This is a genomic window from Flavobacterium sp. Root420 (assembly GCF_001427905.1).
Taxonomy (GTDB): Bacteria; Bacteroidota; Bacteroidia; order Flavobacteriales; family Flavobacteriaceae; genus Flavobacterium.
On record NZ_LMEF01000012.1, the window covers coordinates 52,948 to 75,943 of the forward strand.

The window sequence follows — 22,996 nt, forward strand, 5'->3', positions numbered from 1 at the left end:
CCACAAACCACTTAGATTACTTAAAAATGAACAACAAAATTGACCAATTAGCTGCGAATAATATTCGTGCCTTAGCCATTTCGATGGTCGAAAAAGCGAATTCAGGCCATCCTGGTGGAGCCATGGGAGGTGCTGATTTTCTGCATATTTTATATACCGAATATTTAAAATACGATCCGAGCGATATGCACTGGATTTTCAGGGATCGTTTTTTTATGGATGCCGGACATCTTTCCGCATTAATGTATGCCCAATATTATTTGTTGGGGAATTTCGAAAAAACAGACCTTCAAAATTTTAGACAATGGGGTTCTGTAACACCGGGACATCCTGAAGTTGATGTAAAAAGAGGAATCGAAAATACTTCCGGACCATTGGGTCAGGGACATGCTATGGGAGTTGGAGCAGCGATTGCTGCTAAATTTCTTTCGGCAAGATTTGAGAATTTATTCGATCATAAAATATACGGTTTTATTACGGACGGAGGTGTTCAGGAGGAAATCTCGCAGGGTGCAGGGCGTATTGCCGGACATTTGGGACTCAACAATTTCATTATGTTTTACGACTCAAATGATGTTCAGCTTTCATCGATGACCGATGAGGTTACGACTGAAAACACCGCGATGAAATATGAATCATGGGGTTGGAAAGTGGTTACTATTGATGGACATGATCACGCTCAGATTCGTAAAGCTCTGACTGAAGCACATAACGAAACGGAAAAACCAACACTGATTATTGGCCGAACCATAATGGGAAAAGGTTGCGTAACTGCTGACGGATCAATGTATGAAGGACAATGCGAACTTCACGGAAAACCAATTGGAGCAACCAAAGCCGATTTTGAAAAAACATTATTGAACTTAGGAGCCAACGTTGAAGATTCATTTGCTATTTATGAAGAAGTTGCAGCACATTATGGAACTATTTTAAATCAGAAAACGGTAGAATCGGCTCAGAGAAAAGCAAAAATTTCAGCTTGGGAAGGTCAGAATCCTGAAGCTGCCCAAAAGATAAAACAGTTTTTTAATGGAGATTTACCAGCTTTAGATTTCAGTGCAATCGCTCAAAAAGCAAATGCAGCAACAAGAGATGCTTCTGCAGCAGTTTTGGGATATCTGGCTGAAAATGTAGAAAATATGATTGTTTCTTCTGCCGATTTATCCAACAGTGATAAAACAGATGGCTTTTTGAAAAAATCATCGATCTTAAAGAAAAATGATTTCAGCGGAGCATTTTTGCAAGCTGGTGTAGCCGAATTAACCATGGCGGCAATCGCAAACGGAATCGCGCTTCACGGTGGTGTTATTCCCGTAGTCGCAACATTTTTCGTTTTTTCTGATTATATGAAACCTGCTATTCGTTTGGCGGCAATTCAGGAATTACCGGTAAAATATGTCTGGACACACGATTCTTTCCGCGTAGGCGAAGACGGGCCTACACATCAGCCAATTGAACAGGAAGCACAAATTCGATTATTAGAAAAAATTAAAAATCATTCTGGTGATCAAAGTTTGTTGGCACTTCGCCCGGCTGATGCCATTGAAACGTCTGTTGCCTGGCAAATGGCATTGGAGAACAAGAAAACACCAACAGGTTTAATTCTTTCAAGACAAGAAATTAAGGACATTCCAGCAATTGGAAATTCAAGATTTGAAGATGCTTTAAAAGCAAAAAAAGGTGGTTATTTAGTCAAATCAAATGAAAATCCTGCCATCACTTTAGTTGCCAACGGATCAGAAGTAGCGACACTAATTGAAGCTGCAGAAGAATTGGAACATATTATCAAAATAAAAATAAATGTTGCCTCCATAATTTCAGAAGGACTTTTCAGGTCTCAATCAAAAGAATATCAGGAAAGTGTTATTCCACATAATCAATTGGTTTTCGGACTTACAGCAGGACTTCCGGTCAACCTGGAAAGTTTAGTGGGAAGCAAAGGAAAAGTTTTTGGATTGGATCATTTTGGATATTCAGCTCCGGCTTCGGTTCTGGATCAGAAATTTGGATTTACCAGTAAAAATGCCTGCGAAGAAATAATCAAATATTTGGAGCAGAATAATTATAACATAAAATAAAGAGAAAGATGAAATTTTTTATAGATACAGCGAATTTAAAAGACATAAAAGAAGCTAATGATTTAGGGGTTTTAGATGGTGTAACCACAAATCCGTCATTAATGGCAAAAGAAGGAATTACAGGAGCTCAGAATATTCTGGATCATTACATAAAAATTTGCGAACTGGTTGATGGGGATGTAAGTGCTGAGGTAATTTCGACCGATTTTGAAGGAATGATTGCCGAAGGAGAAAAGCTGGCAGCATTGCATCCGCAGATTGTGGTAAAAATCCCGATGATAAAAGACGGTGTAAAAGCAATCAGATATTTTGCGAATAAAGGAATTAAAACCAATTGTACATTGGTGTTTTCTTCAGGTCAGGCTTTACTGGCAGCAAAAGCCGGGGCAACATATGTTTCACCTTTTATTGGTCGTCTGGATGATATTTCGACAGACGGAATGAATTTGATTGAAGAAATCAGATTGATTTATGATAATTATGGTTTTGAAACGCAAATACTGGCAGCATCAGTTCGACACGTAATGCATATTATTAATTGTGCCAAAACGGGAGCAGATGTTATTACCGGGCCGTTAAGCGCGATTGAAGGCTTGTTGAAACATCCTTTAACGGATATTGGATTAGCCACCTTTTTAGCAGATTACCAAAAAGGAAATAGCTAATATTTTTTTCACGCAGATTTAGCAGATTAATAAGGTCGAAATAAAATCTGCTCAATCTGCCAAATCTGCGAGAGATTATCTTTTCAAAAAAGAAAATTTGTTTAGTTTTTTAATTAGTTTTATTGAAGTAAAAACCCTGAAAGTTTGTAGGTTTCAGGGTTTTTTGTTTTTTAAGAAAATAATCACTCCCAATAGTTATCGGGATAAAGGATTTAAAAAAAATCTGCTTTTGATCTGCTTAAATCTTTTAAAATCTGCGTGAAACTTTTATTTATAAATTCAGCACAAAATCATTTAGTAATTTCTCTTCATATTTTTCTTTGTTGAAAGTATACAAATAAGAACCTTTTCGGGATGACTGCATGTCTTTTTCATCTAATTTATTCAATATTTCTAATGAATTAATTTTACTGATAAAGTTTCGTTTGTCTAGTTCCTTACTCAAAATTGCTTCGTATAATTCCAATAACTGACGCATCGTGAATTTTTCAGGTAATAATTCAAACCCAATTGGTTTTATTGAAGTTCTGTAACGTAACCTTTTGATGGCGTAATCTACCATTTCGTTGTGGTCAAAAATTAAGTTTGGAGCATCAGTTATACTAAACCATTGCGCATGATAATTTTTGATAAGTTCCGTATTGTGATTTTCAATGTTAATTAAGGCGTAGTACGATACTGAAATGGTTCTTTCGACAGGATCACGGTCAATTTCGCTATAAGCATGTAATTGCTCCATATAAATGTCGTGTAACCCGGTATAGGTATGTAATATTCTAATAGCAGCGTTGTCAAGTACCTCATCGCGCTTTAAAAATCCTCCAATTAAAGACCATTTTCCTCTTTCAGGTTCAAAATCTCTTTTAATTAAAAGAATTTTCAACCCCTCATGGTCAAATCCAAAAATGATACAATCTACTGCTAATAGGACTTTATCGGCAGAGCTATAACTGTTTAGCATATTAAATATTTTATTGGTAAATATATAAACTTCTTAATACGTTTCATAATTTATTAATGTAGATTTTACACTTACACAAATAACTACTCAAAAATAGCGTTAAAAAAATAACTTTTTAGAAAAAAATAACAGTCTGCTATCCGATTTAAGACTTTTTTAAGATGAAAACAGGATAGTTACAGGATAGTTTTTAAAAATAGCGTTATCTAAAAGTGAAAAACCTGACAAATAAAACCAGATTTTTTTTACAAAAATAACATTTTATGCCTTTTAAATTATTCAAAATTAAATAGTTTTTGAAAAAAGCTTTTTTTGCTTAAAAAGTTGCTTTTTGATGAAAAGTGTAAATTTTACACAAATAACTTTCAAAAAAGACTCATTTTTTGAAAAAAACAGCAAGTTTTAAATGTTCATTTAACACTTAATTTGCGATATACATTTTTTTTCTTCATTTTTTTTATGATATTAATTTGTTTTTCAGTCTTTTTTTTATTTAAATTTACAAATGTAGAATTAACACTTATAATTTACAACTAACCAACCTTAAAAAAACCAGTATGATAACAAACCAACGATTATTTTTTTATTGCAATTTTTTATTGCCAAAAAAAGAATGGCTATTAGCACTAATGATGCTATTATTTTCTGTTAATCAAATGTCGGCTCAGGGCAAAGAGATTAGCGGAGTTGTTACTTCGGCACAAGACAAATTACCCTTGCCGGGCGTGAACATTATGATAAAAGGAACCAAAACAGTAGCAGTTACTGGATTTGATGGAGAGTATATTATTAAAGCATCCCCAAATGATATTTTAGTTTTTTCATTTCTGGGATTTCAAAATCAGGAAATAACAGTAGGAAATTTATCTAAAGTAAATGCCGTATTAAGTGAAGACACCAATAAATTAAATGAAGTAGTTGTAATAGGTTACGGTACCCAAAAGAAATCTGATTTAACAGGTTCTGTAAGTGTCGTAAATTTAGAATCGGCTAAAAAGACCGTAACATATGATGCTGCAAAAATGCTTCAGGGACAAGTTCCGGGTGTAACGGTGCAGTCTTCAGGAGAGCCGGGAGGTTTTGTAAATGTTAAAATTAGAGGGATAACTTCATTCACTAATAACAATCCTCTTTTTGTCATTGACGGAATTATGGTTGATGCTCCTTATGATTTTGCACCGGGAGAAATTGAATCTATGCAGGTTTTAAAAGATGCGTCTTCGGCTGCAATTTATGGTGTGCGTGGAGCAAACGGAGTTGTTATTATTACAACTAAAAAAGGAAAAGCCGGTAAAATGGACATCAAGTTTAAATCTATCGTCGGGCTTCAGGATGTAGCAAAAAGATGGGATTTAACAGATCGTGTTGGATATCAAAAAATTACAAGCGAAGCAGAAAGAAATAGAGACATCAGAGCAGGAGTTCCGGTAAGTATCGCTCCAGGAAATAATCCTAACAGTCCTTCTTATATTAATAATGTAGATACAGACTGGCAAAAAGAATCAATGCAAACTGGTGTGGTGCAAAATCAGGCTTTAACCTTTACAGGGGGTGCAGAAAGTATTGCGTATAGCATGAACATTGATTACTTTAAAAATACCAGTTATTTAAAAACACCACAAGAATATGAGAGATTGTCAACCAATCTGAATTTGAATGGTAAAAAAGGAAAATTCAAATACGGAGCTAAAATCGGTTATACGCAATCTGATAAAGAGATTTTCAACGAGTATAATGCAGGACAAACCTTTATTAGCGATATGCTAGGTGCCGTGCCAACAATGCCAGTTTATGATGCCAACAGATTGGGTGGTTATGGAGGTACTGATAATTTAACACAAAGAGCGATCTCAATGAACCCAATCGGATATAATAATCTGATCGATAATAACGGAAAAAGAAATCGTTTTATAGGTGATATCTGGGGTGAAATAGAGATTGTAAAAGGACTTAAATATAAATTGGATATCAGTTACGACAGAACAGACTGGGAAAATAGAAAATTTATTCCGCCAAGTGATTTAGGCTGGTACTATATTACTACAAATGACGAAGCTTCTTTAGATGTAGAAACTGGAAATGAGCTAAGAACTTTCATGAATAATTTATTGACTTATGAAGTAACACTTGGAAAACATAAAATTGATGCTCTTGCAGGCTGGATTCAGGAAAGAAGAGACAATCACAAATATAATATGAGAGGTGTAGGATATACGCCTGGAGAAATTCCGATGCTTCAATATGCTGATGCCAGAAATGCAAGCGAATATAAATATACAATTACAGGAATATCGTACATCAGCAGATTAAATTATGCTTATGATGACAGATACTTATTGCAGGCTAATTTCAGACAAGACCGAACATCTCTTTTTAGTGAAATAAATAATTCTGCAAACTTCTATTCCTTTTCAGGTGGTTGGAAAATTAGTAACGAAAAGTTCCTGCATTTACCAGAATGGATAAGCAATATAAAACTTAGAGGTGGTTATGGTACTATAGGGAATAATACAATTCCACAATACTTTTTTGCTTCAACCGTAAACAGTTTTGCCGGGTACGATTTTAATAATGAACTGGCATCGGGAACCACTGTAGTTGCGGCACTTGACCCTAATGTTCACTGGGAAAAAACGACTAGTAAAAACATCGCATTGGAGTTAGGATTTTTAAATAATGACTTACAATTTACAGCGGAGTATTTTACAAAGAAAGTTACTGATATGTTAGTAGGAGTTCCATTGCCATTTTCTTCAGGAGCTTTTCCAGCAAATATTACAACAAATGCCGGAGATATGAAAAATAATGGTTTAGAGTTTACAGCATCATACAGCAATCACCATCATAAATTTAAATACGATATCTCAGGTAATTTTGGAACTTTAAAAAATGAAGTTACCAGAATTGGAGCTACAGGAAATCCACTTTATGGAACTGTTGCAAAAACAGAAGTAGGGAGATCTGTTGGTGAGATGTACGCTTGGGAAGCTATTGGTATTTTTCAAAATGCAACAGAAATTGCTTCTTCTCCAACACAGACAAATGCAGCACCAGGGGACATAAAATTTAGAGATGTAAATGGTGACGGAGCTATTACTGACGCAGACAGAACTTTTCAGGGAGTATCTATTCCTAAATATGGTTTCGGGATGAACTTTAGTGCATCTTATGAAAACTTTGACTTCTCCATGTTTTGGCAAGGTGCTGGTGGAAACAAAATTTTCAATAACATGTATCGTAATTTAATGACCGGGCAATACGGAAATCATAGTACGGATGAATTGAACTATTGGACACCTTCTAATACAAATACAAATGTTCCTGCTCCGGTTATTGGTGATCCTAACCAAAACAATAGAGAGTCTAACAGATTTATTCAACGTGGAGATTATGTGAGATTACAAACTATGGAAATGGGTTTCAATATTCCGTTGAAAGATAAATTTATCCAAAAAGCCAGAGTTTATGTAAATGGTCAAAACTTATGGACGATTACAAAGTATACTGGATATGATCCTGATTTTACAAGCGATGGATTGCTTTCAAGAGGATTTGATGCAGGATCTTTTCCTAATCCAAGAACAGTTTCTTTAGGAGTAGAGGTGAATTTCTAAACCAGTTTAACCAATTAAAAACGTATTAAAATGAAATATAAAATATTTAATTATATAGCTGTTTTCTTTTCACTGGCTGTTGTAACTACAAGCTGTGTTGAAAATGAAGATTTGACTCAAATTGACCCCAATAATGATGCAGTTGATTCCTTTTGGAAAACAGATCAGCAAGCCCTTGAAGGAGTAAATGCTACTTATGGAAGTTTGTTAACAGATGGAACTTATATGCGTAGCACACCTCTTTTATTAGATGCAAAAGCAGATGATTCCCGTACAAACAGCCCTTGGCCATCAATGTACAATGTAGGTCACTTTAATTCAAATGTAGCCGACGCTGCAATTTATGGATGGGCTTATGAAACATATTATCAGGGAATTTATCGTGCCAATCAAGTCTTAACAAATGTGCCGAATATTCAATTTCAGGATACGGCACTTAAAAATAGAATATTAGGGCAGGCTTATTTTTTAAGAGGACTGTATCTTTTTCATGCGGTAAACATGTTTAAAAATGTACCATTACCAACAGAATTGGCAGTGCACTATCCTCAAAAAACACAAGCAGAAGGCTGGGCTCAGGTTATTGCCGATTTTAAAGCTGCTGCTGAATTACTGCCAACTTCATATACTGGAGTTTCAGGTTTGGATGCTGGTCAAAAAGGCCGCGCTACAAAAGGAGCTGCTCTGGGATATTTAGGAAAAGCGTATTTGTTTACTAAAGATTTTGCCAATGCAAAAACAACATTTAAACAAGTTATAGATTTAGGAGTTTACTCTTTAGTATCCAACTATCGTGACAATTTTACGACTACTAATGAAAACAATTCAGAATCTCTTTTTGAAGTACAATTCAGTAGAGATGCAGGCGGTGTTGATTTAGGTTGGGGCGGCGCTCCGGCTTCAGGATGGGGAAAAACTTCGGCACGTGCTATTACCTATGCGCCAAGAGCTTTTGGATGGACAGACGTGCAGCCTTCATGGACATTGTTTAATGAATTTCAACAGGAAAAAACAAAAACAGGTGTTGTAGATCCTCGTTTAGATGCTACAATATTTTATAACAAACCAGGTGGAATGCAATTATATGGTAAAGATTTTGCGACTTTTTACGCAACTAGTCCAGCAGATTTAAATGATATATTTTGTAGAAAATACCAAAACTCTGACGGACAATTTGCAGACGAATACGATTGGCGTTCAGGAATCAACGAGCGTTTATTAAGATATGCCGACATTTTATTAATGTATGCAGAATGTCTAAATGAAACGGGTGATACGCCAGGAGCTTATACTTATATTCAAATGGTAAGAAACAGAGTTAATTTGCCAGATTTAGCCACTACAAAACCTGGAATGACACAAGCACAAATGAGAGATCAGATTGGTCATGAAAGATTTTTGGAATTCCCTCTTGAAGGTCACCGTTTTGATGATATTCGTCGTTGGGGATGGTTACAGGATGCTACAAAACTGGCATGGTTAAAATCAAGAGATGTTGAGTTTAACTCGTATGCTCCAGGAAGAGAATATTTCCCAATTCCGCAATTAGAAATGGATAACAATCCGGGAACTGTTCAAAACGACAGTTATTAAAAACAGTTTTCAGTCTCAGTTCACAGTGTGACTGAAAACTGAGACTGAGACTAAGATTTATTTGAATTAGTTAGTTTAGTTAATATCATATGGCAGACGAAAAATCTGTCATGTGATATTATCTTAAAAAAGAATGAGATTGTAGAGAGATTAAAATATCAGAATAGTAACTAAAATTATAACAAATGAAAACAATTACAAGTTTGGTTTTATTAGCAGTATTATTAGTAGGTTGCCAGAATGAAGATACTATAATCCCTTCGAATGATGAGGCAGTTTCAGTTGAAACAACTCAAAATTCTCAGGTAAAAAATTTAACAGCTAAAACGGTCAGCGGAAATGTTCCGTCTCATGACCCGAGCACAATTATAAAAAGTGGTGTTAATTACTATGTTTTTACAACAGGTGATAATATACCAATGACGTATTCAACAAATTTAACAAGCTGGACTTGGGGAACATCAGTGTTCACTTCAACTCCAGGCTGGATATCCGGATACGTTCCGGGTTTTACTAAAAATTTCTGGGCACCGGATTTAGCATGGTTCAATAATCGATGGAACATGTATTATTCTTGCTCGACTTTCGGATCTGCGACTTCTGCAATTGGACTCGTAACAGCACCTTCGATTTCACAAAGTGCCGGAACAAACTGGACAGACAGAGGTCTGGTTGTAGCTTCTTCTTCATCTTCAGATGTAAACGCAATTGACCCTTCAATTCTAGTAGACGGAAGCAACGTTTATATGGCATATGGTTCCTGGCATGCTGGTATTGGTGTTGTTCAGATTAATGTTTCAACCGGAAAACCAACAGGAACAAGAACAATTGTTGCGGGTGGAAACAGCGCTTCATGGGAAGCTCCTTGTTTAATTAAAGAAGGAAGTTATTACTATATGTTTGTAAACAGAGGTTCTTGCTGCAATGGTGTAAACAGTACCTATTATATTGTAGTGGGTCGTTCTACAAGTCCGTTCGGACCTTTTACAGATAAAAACGGAGTCAACTTAAAAAGTGGTGGTGGAACAACAGTTTTAGCAACGCAGGGAAATTATATAGGACCAGGACATTTGTCAAGAATTACCGGAACACAAAAAGGTTCAGTTCATTATTATGATGGCGCTGACAATGGAAATCCAAAACTAGAAATTGTATATTTTACATGGTCATCAGGATGGCCGACACTTTCTTATTAACTTTAATATTTGGAGGAAGGTTTCATAAAGCCTTCCTCTTTATAATCTTTTTAAAAACAAATTATGAAATCGCCATGATTCAAAATGAAAATAATAATAAAGAATGGCGACACCATATTCCAATAAAAAACAAATATTATCCACGTATGAAAAAAGCATTTTTAATCACATTTCTTATTACACTTTGTAATCAGGTTAGTTTCGCTCAAAATGAAACAACAGTAGTAACCATAAAAAATAATGCAGATGCCCCAACAATCAACAAAAACATTTACGGGCATTTTGCTGAACATTTAGGGCGCTGTATTTACGGAGGTTTTTTTGTGGGAGATACTTCAAAAATACCAAATACAAAAGGAGTGAGAAATGACATTATCGCTGCTTTAAAAGATTTGAAAATTCCAAATTTAAGATGGCCAGGCGGTTGTTTTGCAGATACCTATCACTGGAAAGACGGAATTGGCCCACAAGAACAAAGACCAACTATTGTAAATAAATGGTGGGGTGGAGTTACGGAAGATAATAGCTTCGGAACACATGATTTCCTGAATATGTGTGAGCTTCTTGGAGCTGAACCGTATTTATCAGGAAATGTTGGAAGCGGAACCGTTCAGGAATTATCGGACTGGGTTCAATACACCAATTTCAGCGGTAAAAGTCCGATGAGTGATTTGCGTAAAAAAAATGGAAGAACAGAGCCGTGGAAAGTAAAATTCTGGGGAATTGGAAATGAGGCCTGGGGATGCGGTGGAAATATGACGGCAGAATATTATGCCGGAGAATATAGAAAATTTGCCACTTTCATGTCTGATTGGGAAAACACGGGTGGAATTACCCGTATCGCGTCAGGATCAAACAGTGCCGATTATAATTGGACAGAAGTTTTAATGAAAAATATTCCGCTAAATATGTTGGGCGGAGTTGGAGTACATCATTATGCCGTAATTGACTGGGGTAAAAAAGGAGATGCCGTTAATTTTACTGAAGAAGGTTATTTCAAAACTATGAAATCGGCTTTAAAAATGGAAGAGCTGGTTACTAAACACAGCGCGATCATGGACAAATACGATCCGGAGAAAAAAGTAGCGATGATGGTGGACGAATGGGGAGGCTGGTATGAAGTAGAAAAAGGAACAAATCCTGGATTTTTATACCAACAAAATACCATGAGAGATGCGGTTTTGGCGGGAGCAACGTTGAATATTTTCAACAATCACGCTGACAGAGTTAAAATGGCAAACTTAGCACAATGTGTTAACGTGTTGCAAGCAGTGATCTTAACAGACAAAGCTAAAATGATTACGACGCCAACGTATCATGTTATGAAAATGTACAGCGTTCATCAGGATGCAAAATTATTGCCGATAAGTTTTACTTCTCCAAATTATACTTTTAACGGAGAAACACTTCCTGCAGTATCAGCTTCAGCTTCAAAAGATAAAAATGGAGCAATTCATATTTCATTAGTAAATGTGGATGCAAAAAACAAAAACAAAATAGAAATTGACGTGAACGATCTTGGTGTTAAAAACTTTACAGGAACCGTTCTTACGGCTGCTAAATTACAAGATCACAATTCATTTGATACACCAAACAAAATTGTTCCAACCGTTTTTAAAGGTTTTGAAAACAAAAAAGGAAAACTTGAAATTACGATTCCTCCTTTCTCAGTTGTGGTGTTAGAAGGAAAATAAAAAATATAAAAATGAAAAAATCAAATTCCATTATAAAAGTTGCCTACATCGGGCTGTTGTCAATTGCCCTTGGATTTGTCAGCTGTTCTAAAGATGATCCGGCAGCACCTGAAAATCCGAGTCCACCAGTAGTAGTTGATCCGCCAGTGGTAACACCCGCTTTTCCGGGACCGACTTATGCAGATAATTATACTTCAATTTCAAGTTGGGGCAGCAGATCACAATGGAATTTAGCTAACGTTCATGATCCATCAGTAGAAAAATCCGGAGAATATTATTATATGTACCAAACCGATGCTTCTTACGGAAATGCACACGAAGGCGACGGACATTTTTTCTACAGAAGATCAAAAGATTTAATCAATTGGGAATTTATGGGATCTTCAATGACACAGGCTCCGGCTTGGGTAAAAGATTCTTTGAACAATAAAAGAGCGAGAATGTCGCCAGCGCTCCCTTCTATTACAAATCCAACATATGGATATTGGGCACCATGCGTTCGTAAAGTGGGGAATAAATTCAGAATGTATTACAGCATTGTTGTAACGAATCCAATTGTGGGAACAGACACGAATACTTCCTGGTCGGAACGCGCTTTTATTGGCTTGGCCGAAACAGATGATTTGGCTTCAAACAATTGGGTTGATAAAGGTATGGTGGTTTGTTCTGAACCAGATGGTGTAAAAAGTTATGTTCGAAACGGAGGAAATGATTGGGACGCTTATTTTAAATTCAACGCCATCGATCCAAGTTTTATTCAGACTCCGGAAGGCGATCAATATTTAATTTACGGTTCATGGCATTCTGGAATTGCAGCCTTAAAACTGAATCCCACAACTGGAAAACCAGACCAGTTAAAAACCATTGATGATTATGGCGTTCGAATTGCAGGCCGTGGCAATGTCAACACAAACCGTTGGCAGGCACTTGAAGGCCCGGAAATAATGTACAACCCAGATACTCAATATTATTATTTGTTTTTGGCTTATGATGAATTGACTGTCGCTTACAATACACGTGTTGCACGTTCAAAAAGTATTTTAGGACCTTATTTGACTATCAGCGGAAGCAGTATTACAAATGGTGCAGAATGTTTTCCAATGTTGACACATCCTTATCAATTTAAAAATCATACAGGCTGGGTTGGTTTTGCGCACTGCGCTGTTTTTCAGAATCCGGATACCAAAAAATGGTATTACGCATCGCAGGCACGTTTGCCGGAAGGAGTTCCGGGAATTGCTGTTTCAAATGCCGTTATGATGGGACATGTTCGTGGTATCGAATGGACAGAAGATGGCTGGCCGGTTGTTGAAGCAGAACGTTATGCAGGAGTTCCAACAACCTCAATTACTGAGGCAAATTTCATTGGAACCTGGGAACAGATTACCATGAATTATCAATACAAAACCCTTCAAAAAGCAGTCACAATTTATTTAACTGCCGATAAAAAAGTGAGTGGGGATATAACAGGAACCTGGTCGTATGAAAGCACTAAAAAAATCTTAACCGTAAATGGCGTAAAATGCAACGTAACTGATGCCTGGGATTGGGAATCAGCAACCCGAAAGGTAACGTTAAGTTATTCTGGTTTGACTGCAGCAGGCTTACCAGTTTGGGGTAAAAAAGTGAATTAGAAAATGAATTACAAAATTCCAATTTTTTAAAATTACTTCGCATGTTCGCTAGCGCTCGGGTCTAAATCCCAAAAATAAAATAATAGGAACAGATTTAAAAAAAGTGGTTTGTATTGGTATTGTTAAAAGCTCCGGAGGAGCATAATGTTTATAGCCAATTATTATTGTCGTTGATAAAAGCTCCAGCGGAGCGATATGTACGTTCTTCTTAGATTGCTAATATGACACCCGCCGCGGTGGGCTCTTATGAAAAAACAAATAGGATTTCTATAAATATGTCGTCCCGTTGGGACTTATTTTATAATGACTTAAAAAGAAATTAGAAAAAATCAAAGAATAAATAGATCAAAAAATCTGCTCAAATCTGCAGAATCTGCGTGAAAAAATATTTAACGCGTTTTAAAAGAATCATAATGAAAAACCTAATTACAAGCCTATCCCTTTTAATTTTGATTGTACCCTGCACAACAGCAGTGGCACAAATTGATCCGGCAAAATTCAATAACCCAATTATCAAGGATCAATATACAGGAGATCCTGCTGCATTGGTTTACAAGGATAAAGTGTATTTGTATGCAGGTCATGACGAAGCACCAAAAGATTTTCATTTTTATAAGATGAACGAATGGGTGGTATATTCTTCTTCGGATATGAAGAAATGGGAATCACATCCGGTGCCTTTAAAAACAACTGATTTTGCGTGGGCGAAGGGTGATGCATGGGCGTCTCAGGTTATCGAAAGAAATGGAAAGTTTTATTGGTATGTAACTGTTGAACATAACTCTGTACAAGGAAAAGCTATTGGAATTGCAGTTTCAGACAGTCCAACCGGACCTTTTAAAGATGCACTTGGAAAAGCTTTAATCACAAACGATATGACCAAATTTACTGATATAAGCTGGGACGATATCGACCCGACAGTTTATATCGATACAGATGGACAAGCCTCTTTGTTTTGGGGAAATACAGCCTGCCATTATGCCAAATTAAAAAACAATATGATCGAATTAGACGGACCGATTCAGCATATAAAAGAGTTGCCGCATTTTACAGAAGCACCGTGGATTCACAAACACAAAGGCTGGTATTATTTGTCTTATGCTTATGAGTTTCCTGAAAAAATTGCTTACGCCATGAGCAAGTCAATTACTGGCCCATGGGAATTTAAAGGAATTTTGAATGAAATCGCAGGAAACAGCAACACCAATCATCAGTCAATAATTGATTTTAAAGGACAATCGTATTTCATCTATCACAACGGAGCAACAATTCCAGACGGAAGTAGTTTCAGAAGATCAGTCTGTGTCGATAAATTATATTATAACAAAGACGGAACGATGAAACGTGTAGTGATGACATCTGAGGGAATTCAGTAGTCTTTTTCAAAACAAGAGGAACAAATTTTCACCATATAAGTTATATAAGTCCATATTAAACCAGGCTTAGAAAAACTTAACTGTTCTTATAACTTATATGAATTAAAAAACGTTCCAAACAGACCCAAACTTAAATTTACTTACATGACTTATATGGGTGGGAAAAAAGTTTTCAGTCACAGTTTCAAATGCGTAAAAACGTATATGCTTTAAAAATAAGCAGTATACAAAACCAAACTTAAATTCTCTTATCACTTATATGGCGAAAAAAACATCACAATATGAAATTTTATAAAAACATAAAACATACACTTTCTGTTTTAATGATGCTGATAGTTTCAGTTTCGTTTGCACAGGAAATTGTCGTACACGATCCCGTCGTCATCAAACAAAAAGACATGTACTATTTATATTGTACAGGAAATGGAATCAGTGTTTTTAGTTCTAAAGATTTAAAAAAATGGGATAAGCAGCCTCCCGTTTTTCCAGAAAAACCAGTTTGGGCCGATGGCGTTGCAGCCGATTTCAAAAACCATATTTGGGCGCCGGATATTTCGTTTCATAACAATACCTATTATCTGTATTATTCAGTTTCGGCTTTCGCCAAAAATACGTCGGCAATTGGCGTTGCGACAAATACTACTTTAGATCCAAAAGATAAAAATTACAAATGGGTCGATCAGGGAATTGTCATTCAGTCACAACCCAATCGTGACATGTGGAATGCCATTGATCCGAATTTAATTTTTGATGAAAATAATACACCATGGTTATCCTTTGGTTCTTTTTGGGAAGGATTAAAATTGGTGAAACTAAATCCCGATTTAAAATCAATTGCGCAGCCTCAGGAATGGCACACGATTTCGAAACGTAAAAGAACTTTTGAATTGGCAGATTCTGATCCGGGAGATGGCGCATTGGAAGCTCCATTTATCTTTAAGAAAAATGGTTATTATTACCAATTTCTTTCCTGGGATTTATGCTGTCGCGGAGAAAAAAGCACCTATAAAGTTGTGGTTGGAAGGTCTAAAAACGTAACGGGGCCTTATGTGGACAAAGAAGGAAAACCATTAAATGAAGGTGGAGGAAGTATTGTAGTTCAGGGTGATGAAAATTACTTTGGCGTAGGCCATAATAGCGCTTATACGTTTGATGGTAAAGATTATATCTTTTATCACGCTTATGAAAAGAAAACCAACGGAACTCCAAGATTAGTAGTTAGAGAAATGCTTTGGGATGCCGATTTGTGGCCCGTTTTAAAATAGAATAAATAGAGAATGAAAAAATATAATTTTCCAATAGTAACCCTTTTTCTATCACTTGTGATTTTGATTTCTTGTAAAGAAACCAAAAACAATGTGGTACAGCCAAGCGATAAAACTTCGGTTTTGAAAGCGGGTTATCAAATTGAACCCGTAAACATTCAAAACGTAAAACTATCCGATTCATTTTGGTTGCCAATCATCAAAAGAGTACAGGAAATTACGATTGCTTATGCAATTCAAAAATGCAATGAAGAAGGACGTTTTGAAAACTTTTTAATCGCAGGAAAACAAAAAACAGGAGAAGTTAGAGGACAAATGCCTTTTGATGATACCGATGTTTACAAAATTATCGAAGGCGCTTCGAATACATTAATCAGCGCGCCAAATCCAAAATTAGACCGTGTTTTAGACTCGTTGATTGCCATTGTAAAAATTGGTCAGGAAAAAGACGGTTATTTAACCACCTGGAGAACTATAAATCCGGCAAAACCACCAGCGTCCTGGGTTCCCGTTATTGAAGGAAAACGCTGGGAATCTTTACAAATTAGTCATGAATGTTACAATTCTGGTCATTTGATTGAAGCGGCTGTTGTCCATTATGAGGCGACTGGAAAAAGAAATTTCCTTGATATTGCCATTAAAAATGCGGATTTGTTAGTGAAAACTTTTGGTGATGGTCCGGGTCAGGTAAAGGGAGTTCCGGGACACCAGATAGTAGAAACGGGTTTGATCAAATTGTATCAAATTACCGGAAAAGAAGAGTATCTGAAATTGGCGAAATACTATCTAGACAATCGAGGTAATCCAAACAATCATAAATTATATGGAGAATATGCACAGGATCACATTCCTGTGGTACAGCAAAATGAAGTGGTAGGTCACGCCGTGAGAGCGGTTTATATGTACGCGGGAATGACAGATATCGCTGCCATGACCAAAGACAAAGGTTATACCGACGCCATAAATAATTTATGGAATAATATGGTAAACAAAAAAATGTACATCACTGGCGGTATCGGTTCAAGACATGACGGTGAAGCTTTTGGAGCCAATTATGAATTGCCAAATCTTACAGCTTATAACGAAACCTGCGCCGCAATTGGAGATGTGTATTGGAATCACAGGTTGCATAATTTATCCGGAAATTCGAAATATTTTGATGTGATTGAAAGAACCATGTACAACGGATTAATCTCGGGGATTTCATTAGACGGAAAAGAATTTTTCTATCCAAATGCCTTAGAAGCCGACGGTGTTTTTAAATCAAACAGAGGTTCCTGCACGCGTCAGGCCTGGTTTGACTGTTCTTGCTGTCCGACCAATTTAATTCGTTTTATACCTTCAATTCCGGGATTGATTTACTCCAAATCAAATGATGTTTTGTATGTGAATTTATATGCTTCGAACAACGCCTCTTTCAAAGTTGGAAAAACTGATTTACAGATTTCACAGCAAACCGGATATCCCTGGAACGGAAAAGTAGCGATCTGGATTAATCCAAAAAAAGAAAGTCAATTCACCATTAAACTTAGAGTTCCGGGCTGGGCGAGAAATGAAGTTTTACCAGGTGATTTATATACCTATAAAAAAGCATCCACTCAAAAAGCCACTATTAATGTAAACGGAGAAATAGTAGCGATTCAACCACAAGATGGTTATTTCGTCGTAACCAGAAATTGGAAAAAAGGAGATAAAATCAATCTTAATTTCCCAATGGAAGTTCAGGAAGTAGAAACCAATTCGAAAGTAGAAACCAATAAAAATAAAGTTTCTTTAGAATATGGACCAATCGTGTATGCGGTTGAAGAAATTGATAATAAAACCAATTTTGATAAAATAAATGTAGTAGTGGGAGATACTTTCAAAGTAAAAAAAGAAGCCAATTTATTGCAAGGTGTAAATGTTATTGAGAATTCAAAGTTTAAAGCAATTCCATATTACAGCTGGTCAAATAGAGGCATTGGAAAAATGAAAGTTTGGTTGGATTATAAATAGAGAATAGAACAAAGAATATAGAAAATAGAGCAAAGAAACAAGAATCAAGATTTTGCTACAGATTAAAGGATTAAAAAGATTAGAAAAAAAATCTGCTGAATCTGCGGGAGAAAATATTTAAACACATAGAAACATAGAATTTAAAATCTATAAAAAAGAGTTTTAAACAAATCTAGATTTGCACACATAGTCCCGAAGCTTCGGGATGTCTTTAAGCAAATGAGAAGCCTTTTTTTTAACATCCAGAACTATGTTTCTGTGTGTTTAAACTAAAGCCAAAATAAAAAAATAAAAAAATAAAAATCCGTTTTAATCCGCGTCATCCGCGTAAAAAAAACACATTTAATTATAAAAAAATGAAGTCCAATTTAATTACCAAAATTACCCTTTGCGGTTTATTGCTTAACGGCTTTTATGCATCGGCACAAAAAAATAATCTTCAGGTGGATGCTGCCAAAACAGTAACCAAGATCCAACCTACGATGTATGGAGTGTTTTTTGAAGACATCAATTTTGCCGCTGATGGAGGTTTGTATGCTGAAATGATCAAAAACAGATCGTTTGAATTTCTGTTTCCAATGATGGGATGGAATGAACCCAACAGCGATCGTCATAAATTAAATCAGCAATCAGGAATTGCAAATGTGGTTCAATATTCGAAGCAAGGAACCAATCATAATTATTGCAGAGTTACGCTTAATGATGCCAGCGGTTATCAATTGGTTAATGAAGGCTTCAGAGGAATGGGAATCAAAAAAGATTTGAAATACAATCTGACTTTAAAAGCTTCAAAAATATCTGGAAATATTTCCAAAATTGTATTTCAGTTTATTGATAAGGACGGTAAAGTTCTTGGGGAGACTTCGGTTGTTCCAACTTCAAAAGACTGGACAGATTACGCTGCTCAATTAACAGCTACAGCAACAGAAGCTAAAGCGAAGCTGAGAATAACTTTTGAAGGAAATGGCGTTATTGATTTGGATAATATTTCATTATTTCCTGAGGATACCTGGGCAGGAAGAAAAAACGGACTTCGTAAAGATTTAGTGCAATTATTATACGATTTAAAACCAGGATTTTTACGTTTCCCGGGAGGCTGTATTGTAGAAGGAAGGACATTGGCAGAACGTTACCAATGGAAAAAATCAGTTGGAAAAGTTGAAGACAGAGAAACTGCAGTAAATCGTTGGAACATGGAATTTGCACATCGTCCGGCTCCGGATTATTTTCAAAGTTTTGGTTTGGGATTCTTCGAATATTTCCAGCTTTCAGAAGATATAGGAGCATCGCCACTGCCAATTTTGAGCTGTGGAATGGCGTGCCAATTCAACACCGGGCAATTGGTTCCGATGGATCAAATCGATCCTTATGTACAGGATGCTTTAGATTTAATTGAATTTGCAAATGGCGATCAAAGGACAGCCTGGGGTAAAGTTAGAGCCGATATGGGACATCCAAAACCATTTAATTTAAAATTCATTGGCGTTGGAAATGAGCAATGGGGACCAGATTACATAGAGCGTTTTAAAGTGTTTCAAAAAGCCATTAAATCAAAATACCCAAACATTACAATTGTGTCCGGAACAGGACCATTTCCTGACGGAGATTTCTTTGATTACGGTATGAAAGAACTTAAAAAACTGAATGCAGAAATTGTAGACGAACATTACTATAAAGATCCGGCCTGGTTTCGTAAAAATGTAACCCGTTATGATAATTACGACCGTAAAGGACCGAAGATTTTTGCAGGAGAATATGCAGCACAAAGTGTAGCAATCGCAAGTCCGGATAATAAAAACAACTGGGAATGTGCGTTCTCTGAAGCGGCTTTCATGACCGGAATGGAGCGCAATGCTGAGGTTGTTCATTTGACATCGTACGCACCTTTATTGGCACACGTAGAAGGCTGGCAATGGACACCGGATATGATTTGGTTCAACAACTTACAATCGTACGGAACGCCAAATTATTATGTTCAGAAACTATTTTCAAACAATAAAGGAACCGATTTAATCAATATTACAAAAGACGGAAAAGCAGTTACAGGACAAAACGATTTGTTTGCATCGGCAGTAAAAGATGTGAATTCAAAAGAAGTAATTCTGAAAATTGTGAACACCGCTGCAACAGCTCAAAATGTTTCAATTGATGTAAAAGGAGCAAAATTAGACACCAAAGGAACTGCAGTAATTTTAAAAGGAGACGGAATAAACGATGAGAATTCTTTTGATGCTCCAACTAAAATTAGTCCGAAGGAAAGCGAATTTAAGTTGAATGGAAGTAAAATTCAATATGACTTTCCGGCGTACTCGGTTACGGTTTTGAAAATAAAGATGAAATAATCGCAACAGAATAAATGTAAAACCAAAATTTATTTCTTGTTTTTATCTTAAAGGCTTGTTTTGATGCATTATCAGTAAAAATTAGCAAGCCTCATATTGTTAAGTGTTTTTTATACACTTATAAAATATTTATATTATATTTGTCGTCATTAATAAATGTATTTCGAATGAAAAATTACGTTATAGGATTGGACTACGGAACAGATTCTGTTCGAGCGGTGCTTATAGATACTGAAAATGGGCAGGAGTTAGCATCAAATGTTTCTCATTACAAAAGATGGAAAAACAAACAATATTGTGACGCGTCGATTAATCAGTTTCGTCAGCATCCTTTAGACCATATAGAAGGTTTAGAAATTACGATTCAAACCGTTATAAAAGAAAGCAAAGTAGATCCTTCGCAAGTGCGTGGTATCTGTATTGATACAACCGGATCTTCTCCGGTACCGGTTACGAAAGAAGGAATTCCGCTGGCTTTGACAAAAGGTTTTGAGGAGAATCCAAATGCCATGATGGTGTTGTGGAAAGATCATACCTCGATCAACGAAGCAAATGAAATCAACGAACTGGCAGTAAGCTGGGGCGGGGAAAATGTAACTAAATATGTGGGTGGAATTTACTCATCGGAATGGTTTTGGGCAAAAATATTGCACATCGCAAGAGAAGATGAGGCGGTTCGAAATGCAGCGTACACCTGGATGGAGCACTGTGATTTAATGACGTATTTGTTAATTGACAATAAAGACTTAAAGACATTCAAAAGAAGCCGTTGCGCAGCGGGTCACAAAGCTATGTGGCACGAGGACTGGAACGGACTTCCACCAGTAGAATTCTTAGAAAAATTACATCCATATTTGGCAACACTTCGCGGAAATTTATATGATGAAACCTATACTTCAGATTTAGTTGCCGGAAATTTAAGCAAAGAATGGGCAGATCGTTTAGGGCTTTCAACAGACACCGTTATTGCCGTTGGAACTTTCGATGCACACTCTGGAGCGGTTGGAGCTAAAATTGGCGAAAACACTTTAGTTCGCGTTATGGGAACTTCAACTTGTGATATTTTGGTTGGCTCTTATGATGAAGTAGGAACAAAAACCGTTCGTGGTATCTGCGGACAGGTTGATGGATCTGTAATTCCAGGATTCATTGGTTTAGAAGCAGGACAATCTGCTTTTGGAGATTTATTGGCCTGGTACAAAGAATTATTGCTTTGGCCGACAGAACATTTATTGACTTCTTCAACAGTTTTAAATGAGGCACAAAAAGAACAATTAAGAGAAGAATTCAGCGATAAATTAATTGTAGAATTAACCAAAGAAGCGGAGAAAATTCCGGTTTCAGAAAGTCTTCCAATTGCTTTGGACTGGATCAACGGAAGAAGAACTCCGGATGCCAATCAAGAAGTAAAAAGCGCGATTTCGAATTTATCTTTAGGAACAAAAGCACCACATATTTTCAAAGCTTTGGTAAATGCCATTTGTTTTGGAGCGAAGAAAATCGTGGATCGTTTTGAAGAAGAAGGAGTGAAAATTGACAGCGTAATCGGAATTGGTGGAGTTGCCAGAAAATCACCTTTCATCATGCAGACTTTGGCTAACGTTTTAAACAAGCCAATCAAAATTGCAGCTTCAGATCAGACTCCTGCTTTAGGAGCAGCGATTTATGCAGCAGTTGCAGCCGGAATTTATCCAAACGTAATCGAAGCAAGCCAAAAAATAGGAAGTGATTTCGATGGAGAATATTTCCCTCAATTAGACAAAGTAGCAGCGTATAACAAATTGTTAATCGCTTACGATCAATTAAGTGCTTTTGAAGATCCAACTATTAAAACAGCAAAACATGAGTTCTCTTTATAAAGATTTAAAGCAAGAATGCTACGAAGCCAACATGCAGTTAAACGCATTGAACTTGGTGGTATATACTTTTGGGAATGTTAGTGCGGTGGACAGAAAAAATGGTGTTTTTGCCATTAAACCAAGCGGCGTTCCTTATGAAGATTTAAAACCGGAAGATATTGTTATCGTGGATTTTGATAACAATGTTATTGAAGGAACAATGCGTCCGTCATCTGACACCAAAACACACGCCTACTTATATAAAAACTGGCCAAATATTGGAGGCGTTGCACATACGCACGCAACTTATTCTGTAGCCTGGGCACAGTCACAACAAGATATTCCGATTTTCGGAACAACCCATGCAGACCATTTAACAGCAGATATTCCTTGTGCTCCGCCAATGGCAGATTCGCTTATAGAAGGAAATTACGAACACAATACCGGAATTCAGATTTTGGATTGCTTCAAAGAAAAAAATCTTTCATACGAAGAAGTAGAAATGATTTTGATTGGAAATCACGGTCCATTTGCCTGGGGAAAAAACGCTGCGAAGGCGGTTTACAACAGCAAAGTTTTAGAAGTCGTAGCCGAAATGGCCTATCTGACTTTACAAATAAACCCAAATGCGCCAAGATTAAAAGATTCCCTAATAAAAAAACATTACAATCGTAAACACGGAAAAGATTCGTATTACGGACAGTAGTTTAGATAAAAGATAAAAGAATAAAGAACAAAGATTTTC

At 36.4% G+C, this 22,996-nt stretch carries 14 protein-coding genes; 13 read left to right on the forward strand and 1 reads right to left on the reverse strand.

Annotated features, from left to right (window positions below):
* Window positions 1-26: 26 nt before the first annotated feature.
* Together ASC72_RS07975 and fsa are read left to right on the forward strand one after the other, a co-directional pair.
* On the forward strand, window positions 27-2,078 hold the full coding sequence (locus ASC72_RS07975) for a transketolase (protein WP_056190474.1): 2,052 nt from the start codon (window positions 27-29) through the stop codon (window positions 2,076-2,078).
* 8 nt (window positions 2,079-2,086) lie between these two features.
* A complete protein-coding gene (gene fsa, locus ASC72_RS07980) occupies window positions 2,087-2,743 on the forward strand; it encodes a fructose-6-phosphate aldolase (protein ID WP_056189457.1) in 657 nt (218 codons plus the stop codon).
* A 271-nt stretch (window positions 2,744-3,014) separates the two neighbouring features.
* Here the strand turns inward: fsa and ASC72_RS07985 are convergent, their stop codons facing one another.
* A complete protein-coding gene (locus ASC72_RS07985) occupies window positions 3,015-3,704 on the reverse strand; it encodes an NUDIX domain-containing protein (protein WP_056189460.1) in 690 nt (229 codons plus the stop codon).
* A gap of 557 nt (window positions 3,705-4,261) precedes the next feature.
* On the opposite strand from ASC72_RS07985, the gene ASC72_RS07990 reads away from it, so the two are divergent.
* The 11 genes from ASC72_RS07990 to ASC72_RS08040 all read left to right on the forward strand — a co-directional run bounded on the left by ASC72_RS07990 (window position 4,262) and on the right by ASC72_RS08040 (window position 22,957).
* The gene (locus ASC72_RS07990) at window positions 4,262-7,318 is read left to right on the forward strand and encodes a TonB-dependent receptor (protein WP_056189463.1); all 3,057 of its coding nucleotides are present in this window, start codon (window positions 4,262-4,264) and stop codon (window positions 7,316-7,318) included.
* A gap of 30 nt (window positions 7,319-7,348) precedes the next feature.
* Window positions 7,349-8,911, forward strand: a complete 1,563-nt coding sequence (locus ASC72_RS07995; RefSeq protein WP_056189466.1) for a RagB/SusD family nutrient uptake outer membrane protein — start codon at window positions 7,349-7,351, stop codon at window positions 8,909-8,911.
* Window positions 8,912-9,096: 185 nt separating this feature from the next.
* Complete coding sequence (locus ASC72_RS08000) at window positions 9,097-10,107, forward strand: arabinan endo-1,5-alpha-L-arabinosidase (protein WP_056189469.1); 1,011 nt, start codon at window positions 9,097-9,099, stop codon at window positions 10,105-10,107.
* Between the two features lie 146 nt (window positions 10,108-10,253).
* Entirely contained in the window at window positions 10,254-11,801 is a 1,548-nt protein-coding gene (locus tag ASC72_RS08005; protein ID WP_056190476.1) for an alpha-N-arabinofuranosidase, read from the forward strand.
* An 11-nt stretch (window positions 11,802-11,812) separates the two neighbouring features.
* The gene (locus ASC72_RS08010; RefSeq protein ID WP_056189472.1) at window positions 11,813-13,435 is read left to right on the forward strand and encodes an arabinan endo-1,5-alpha-L-arabinosidase; all 1,623 of its coding nucleotides are present in this window, start codon (window positions 11,813-11,815) and stop codon (window positions 13,433-13,435) included.
* Window positions 13,436-13,848: 413 nt separating this feature from the next.
* The gene (locus ASC72_RS08015; RefSeq protein ID WP_082564273.1) at window positions 13,849-14,811 is read left to right on the forward strand and encodes a glycoside hydrolase family 43 protein; all 963 of its coding nucleotides are present in this window, start codon (window positions 13,849-13,851) and stop codon (window positions 14,809-14,811) included.
* 281 nt (window positions 14,812-15,092) lie between these two features.
* Window positions 15,093-16,076 (forward strand): arabinan endo-1,5-alpha-L-arabinosidase, encoded by a 984-nt coding sequence (locus ASC72_RS08020; RefSeq protein ID WP_056189475.1) that lies wholly within the window; start codon window positions 15,093-15,095, stop codon window positions 16,074-16,076.
* A gap of 12 nt (window positions 16,077-16,088) precedes the next feature.
* Window positions 16,089-18,071: a glycoside hydrolase family 127 protein gene (locus ASC72_RS08025; RefSeq protein WP_056189479.1), complete on the forward strand. Its 1,983-nt coding sequence runs from the start codon at window positions 16,089-16,091 to the stop codon at window positions 18,069-18,071.
* 356 nt (window positions 18,072-18,427) lie between these two features.
* Window positions 18,428-20,413: an alpha-L-arabinofuranosidase C-terminal domain-containing protein gene (locus ASC72_RS08030; protein WP_056189483.1), complete on the forward strand. Its 1,986-nt coding sequence runs from the start codon at window positions 18,428-18,430 to the stop codon at window positions 20,411-20,413.
* A 167-nt stretch (window positions 20,414-20,580) separates the two neighbouring features.
* A complete protein-coding gene (locus ASC72_RS08035; RefSeq protein ID WP_056189485.1) occupies window positions 20,581-22,272 on the forward strand; it encodes a ribulokinase in 1,692 nt (563 codons plus the stop codon).
* Window positions 22,256-22,957, forward strand: a complete 702-nt coding sequence (locus ASC72_RS08040) for an L-ribulose-5-phosphate 4-epimerase (RefSeq protein ID WP_026982501.1) — start codon at window positions 22,256-22,258, stop codon at window positions 22,955-22,957. Before ASC72_RS08035 ends, ASC72_RS08040 begins: the two co-directional genes overlap by 17 nt.
* Window positions 22,958-22,996 lie beyond the last annotated feature (39 nt).

What these genes read in the sequence shown, in the direction of transcription:
- ASC72_RS07975 (WP_056190474.1), top strand. Translation starts at nt 27, where the DNA reads ATGAACAACAAAATTGACCAATTAGCTGCGAATAATATTCGTGCCTTA.
- fsa (WP_056189457.1), top strand. Translation starts at nt 2,087, where the DNA reads ATGAAATTTTTTATAGATACAGCGAATTTAAAAGACATAAAAGAAGCT.
- ASC72_RS07985 (WP_056189460.1), bottom strand. Translation starts at nt 3,704, where the DNA reads ATGCTAAACAGTTATAGCTCTGCCGATAAAGTCCTATTAGCAGTAGAT.
- ASC72_RS07990 (WP_056189463.1), top strand. Translation starts at nt 4,262, where the DNA reads ATGATAACAAACCAACGATTATTTTTTTATTGCAATTTTTTATTGCCA.
- ASC72_RS07995 (WP_056189466.1), top strand. Translation starts at nt 7,349, where the DNA reads ATGAAATATAAAATATTTAATTATATAGCTGTTTTCTTTTCACTGGCT.
- ASC72_RS08000 (WP_056189469.1), top strand. Translation starts at nt 9,097, where the DNA reads ATGAAAACAATTACAAGTTTGGTTTTATTAGCAGTATTATTAGTAGGT.
- ASC72_RS08005 (WP_056190476.1), top strand. Translation starts at nt 10,254, where the DNA reads ATGAAAAAAGCATTTTTAATCACATTTCTTATTACACTTTGTAATCAG.
- ASC72_RS08010 (WP_056189472.1), top strand. Translation starts at nt 11,813, where the DNA reads ATGAAAAAATCAAATTCCATTATAAAAGTTGCCTACATCGGGCTGTTG.
- ASC72_RS08015 (WP_082564273.1), top strand. Translation starts at nt 13,849, where the DNA reads ATGAAAAACCTAATTACAAGCCTATCCCTTTTAATTTTGATTGTACCC.
- ASC72_RS08020 (WP_056189475.1), top strand. Translation starts at nt 15,093, where the DNA reads ATGAAATTTTATAAAAACATAAAACATACACTTTCTGTTTTAATGATG.
- ASC72_RS08025 (WP_056189479.1), top strand. Translation starts at nt 16,089, where the DNA reads ATGAAAAAATATAATTTTCCAATAGTAACCCTTTTTCTATCACTTGTG.
- ASC72_RS08030 (WP_056189483.1), top strand. Translation starts at nt 18,428, where the DNA reads ATGAAGTCCAATTTAATTACCAAAATTACCCTTTGCGGTTTATTGCTT.
- ASC72_RS08035 (WP_056189485.1), top strand. Translation starts at nt 20,581, where the DNA reads ATGAAAAATTACGTTATAGGATTGGACTACGGAACAGATTCTGTTCGA.
- ASC72_RS08040 (WP_026982501.1), top strand. Translation starts at nt 22,256, where the DNA reads ATGAGTTCTCTTTATAAAGATTTAAAGCAAGAATGCTACGAAGCCAAC.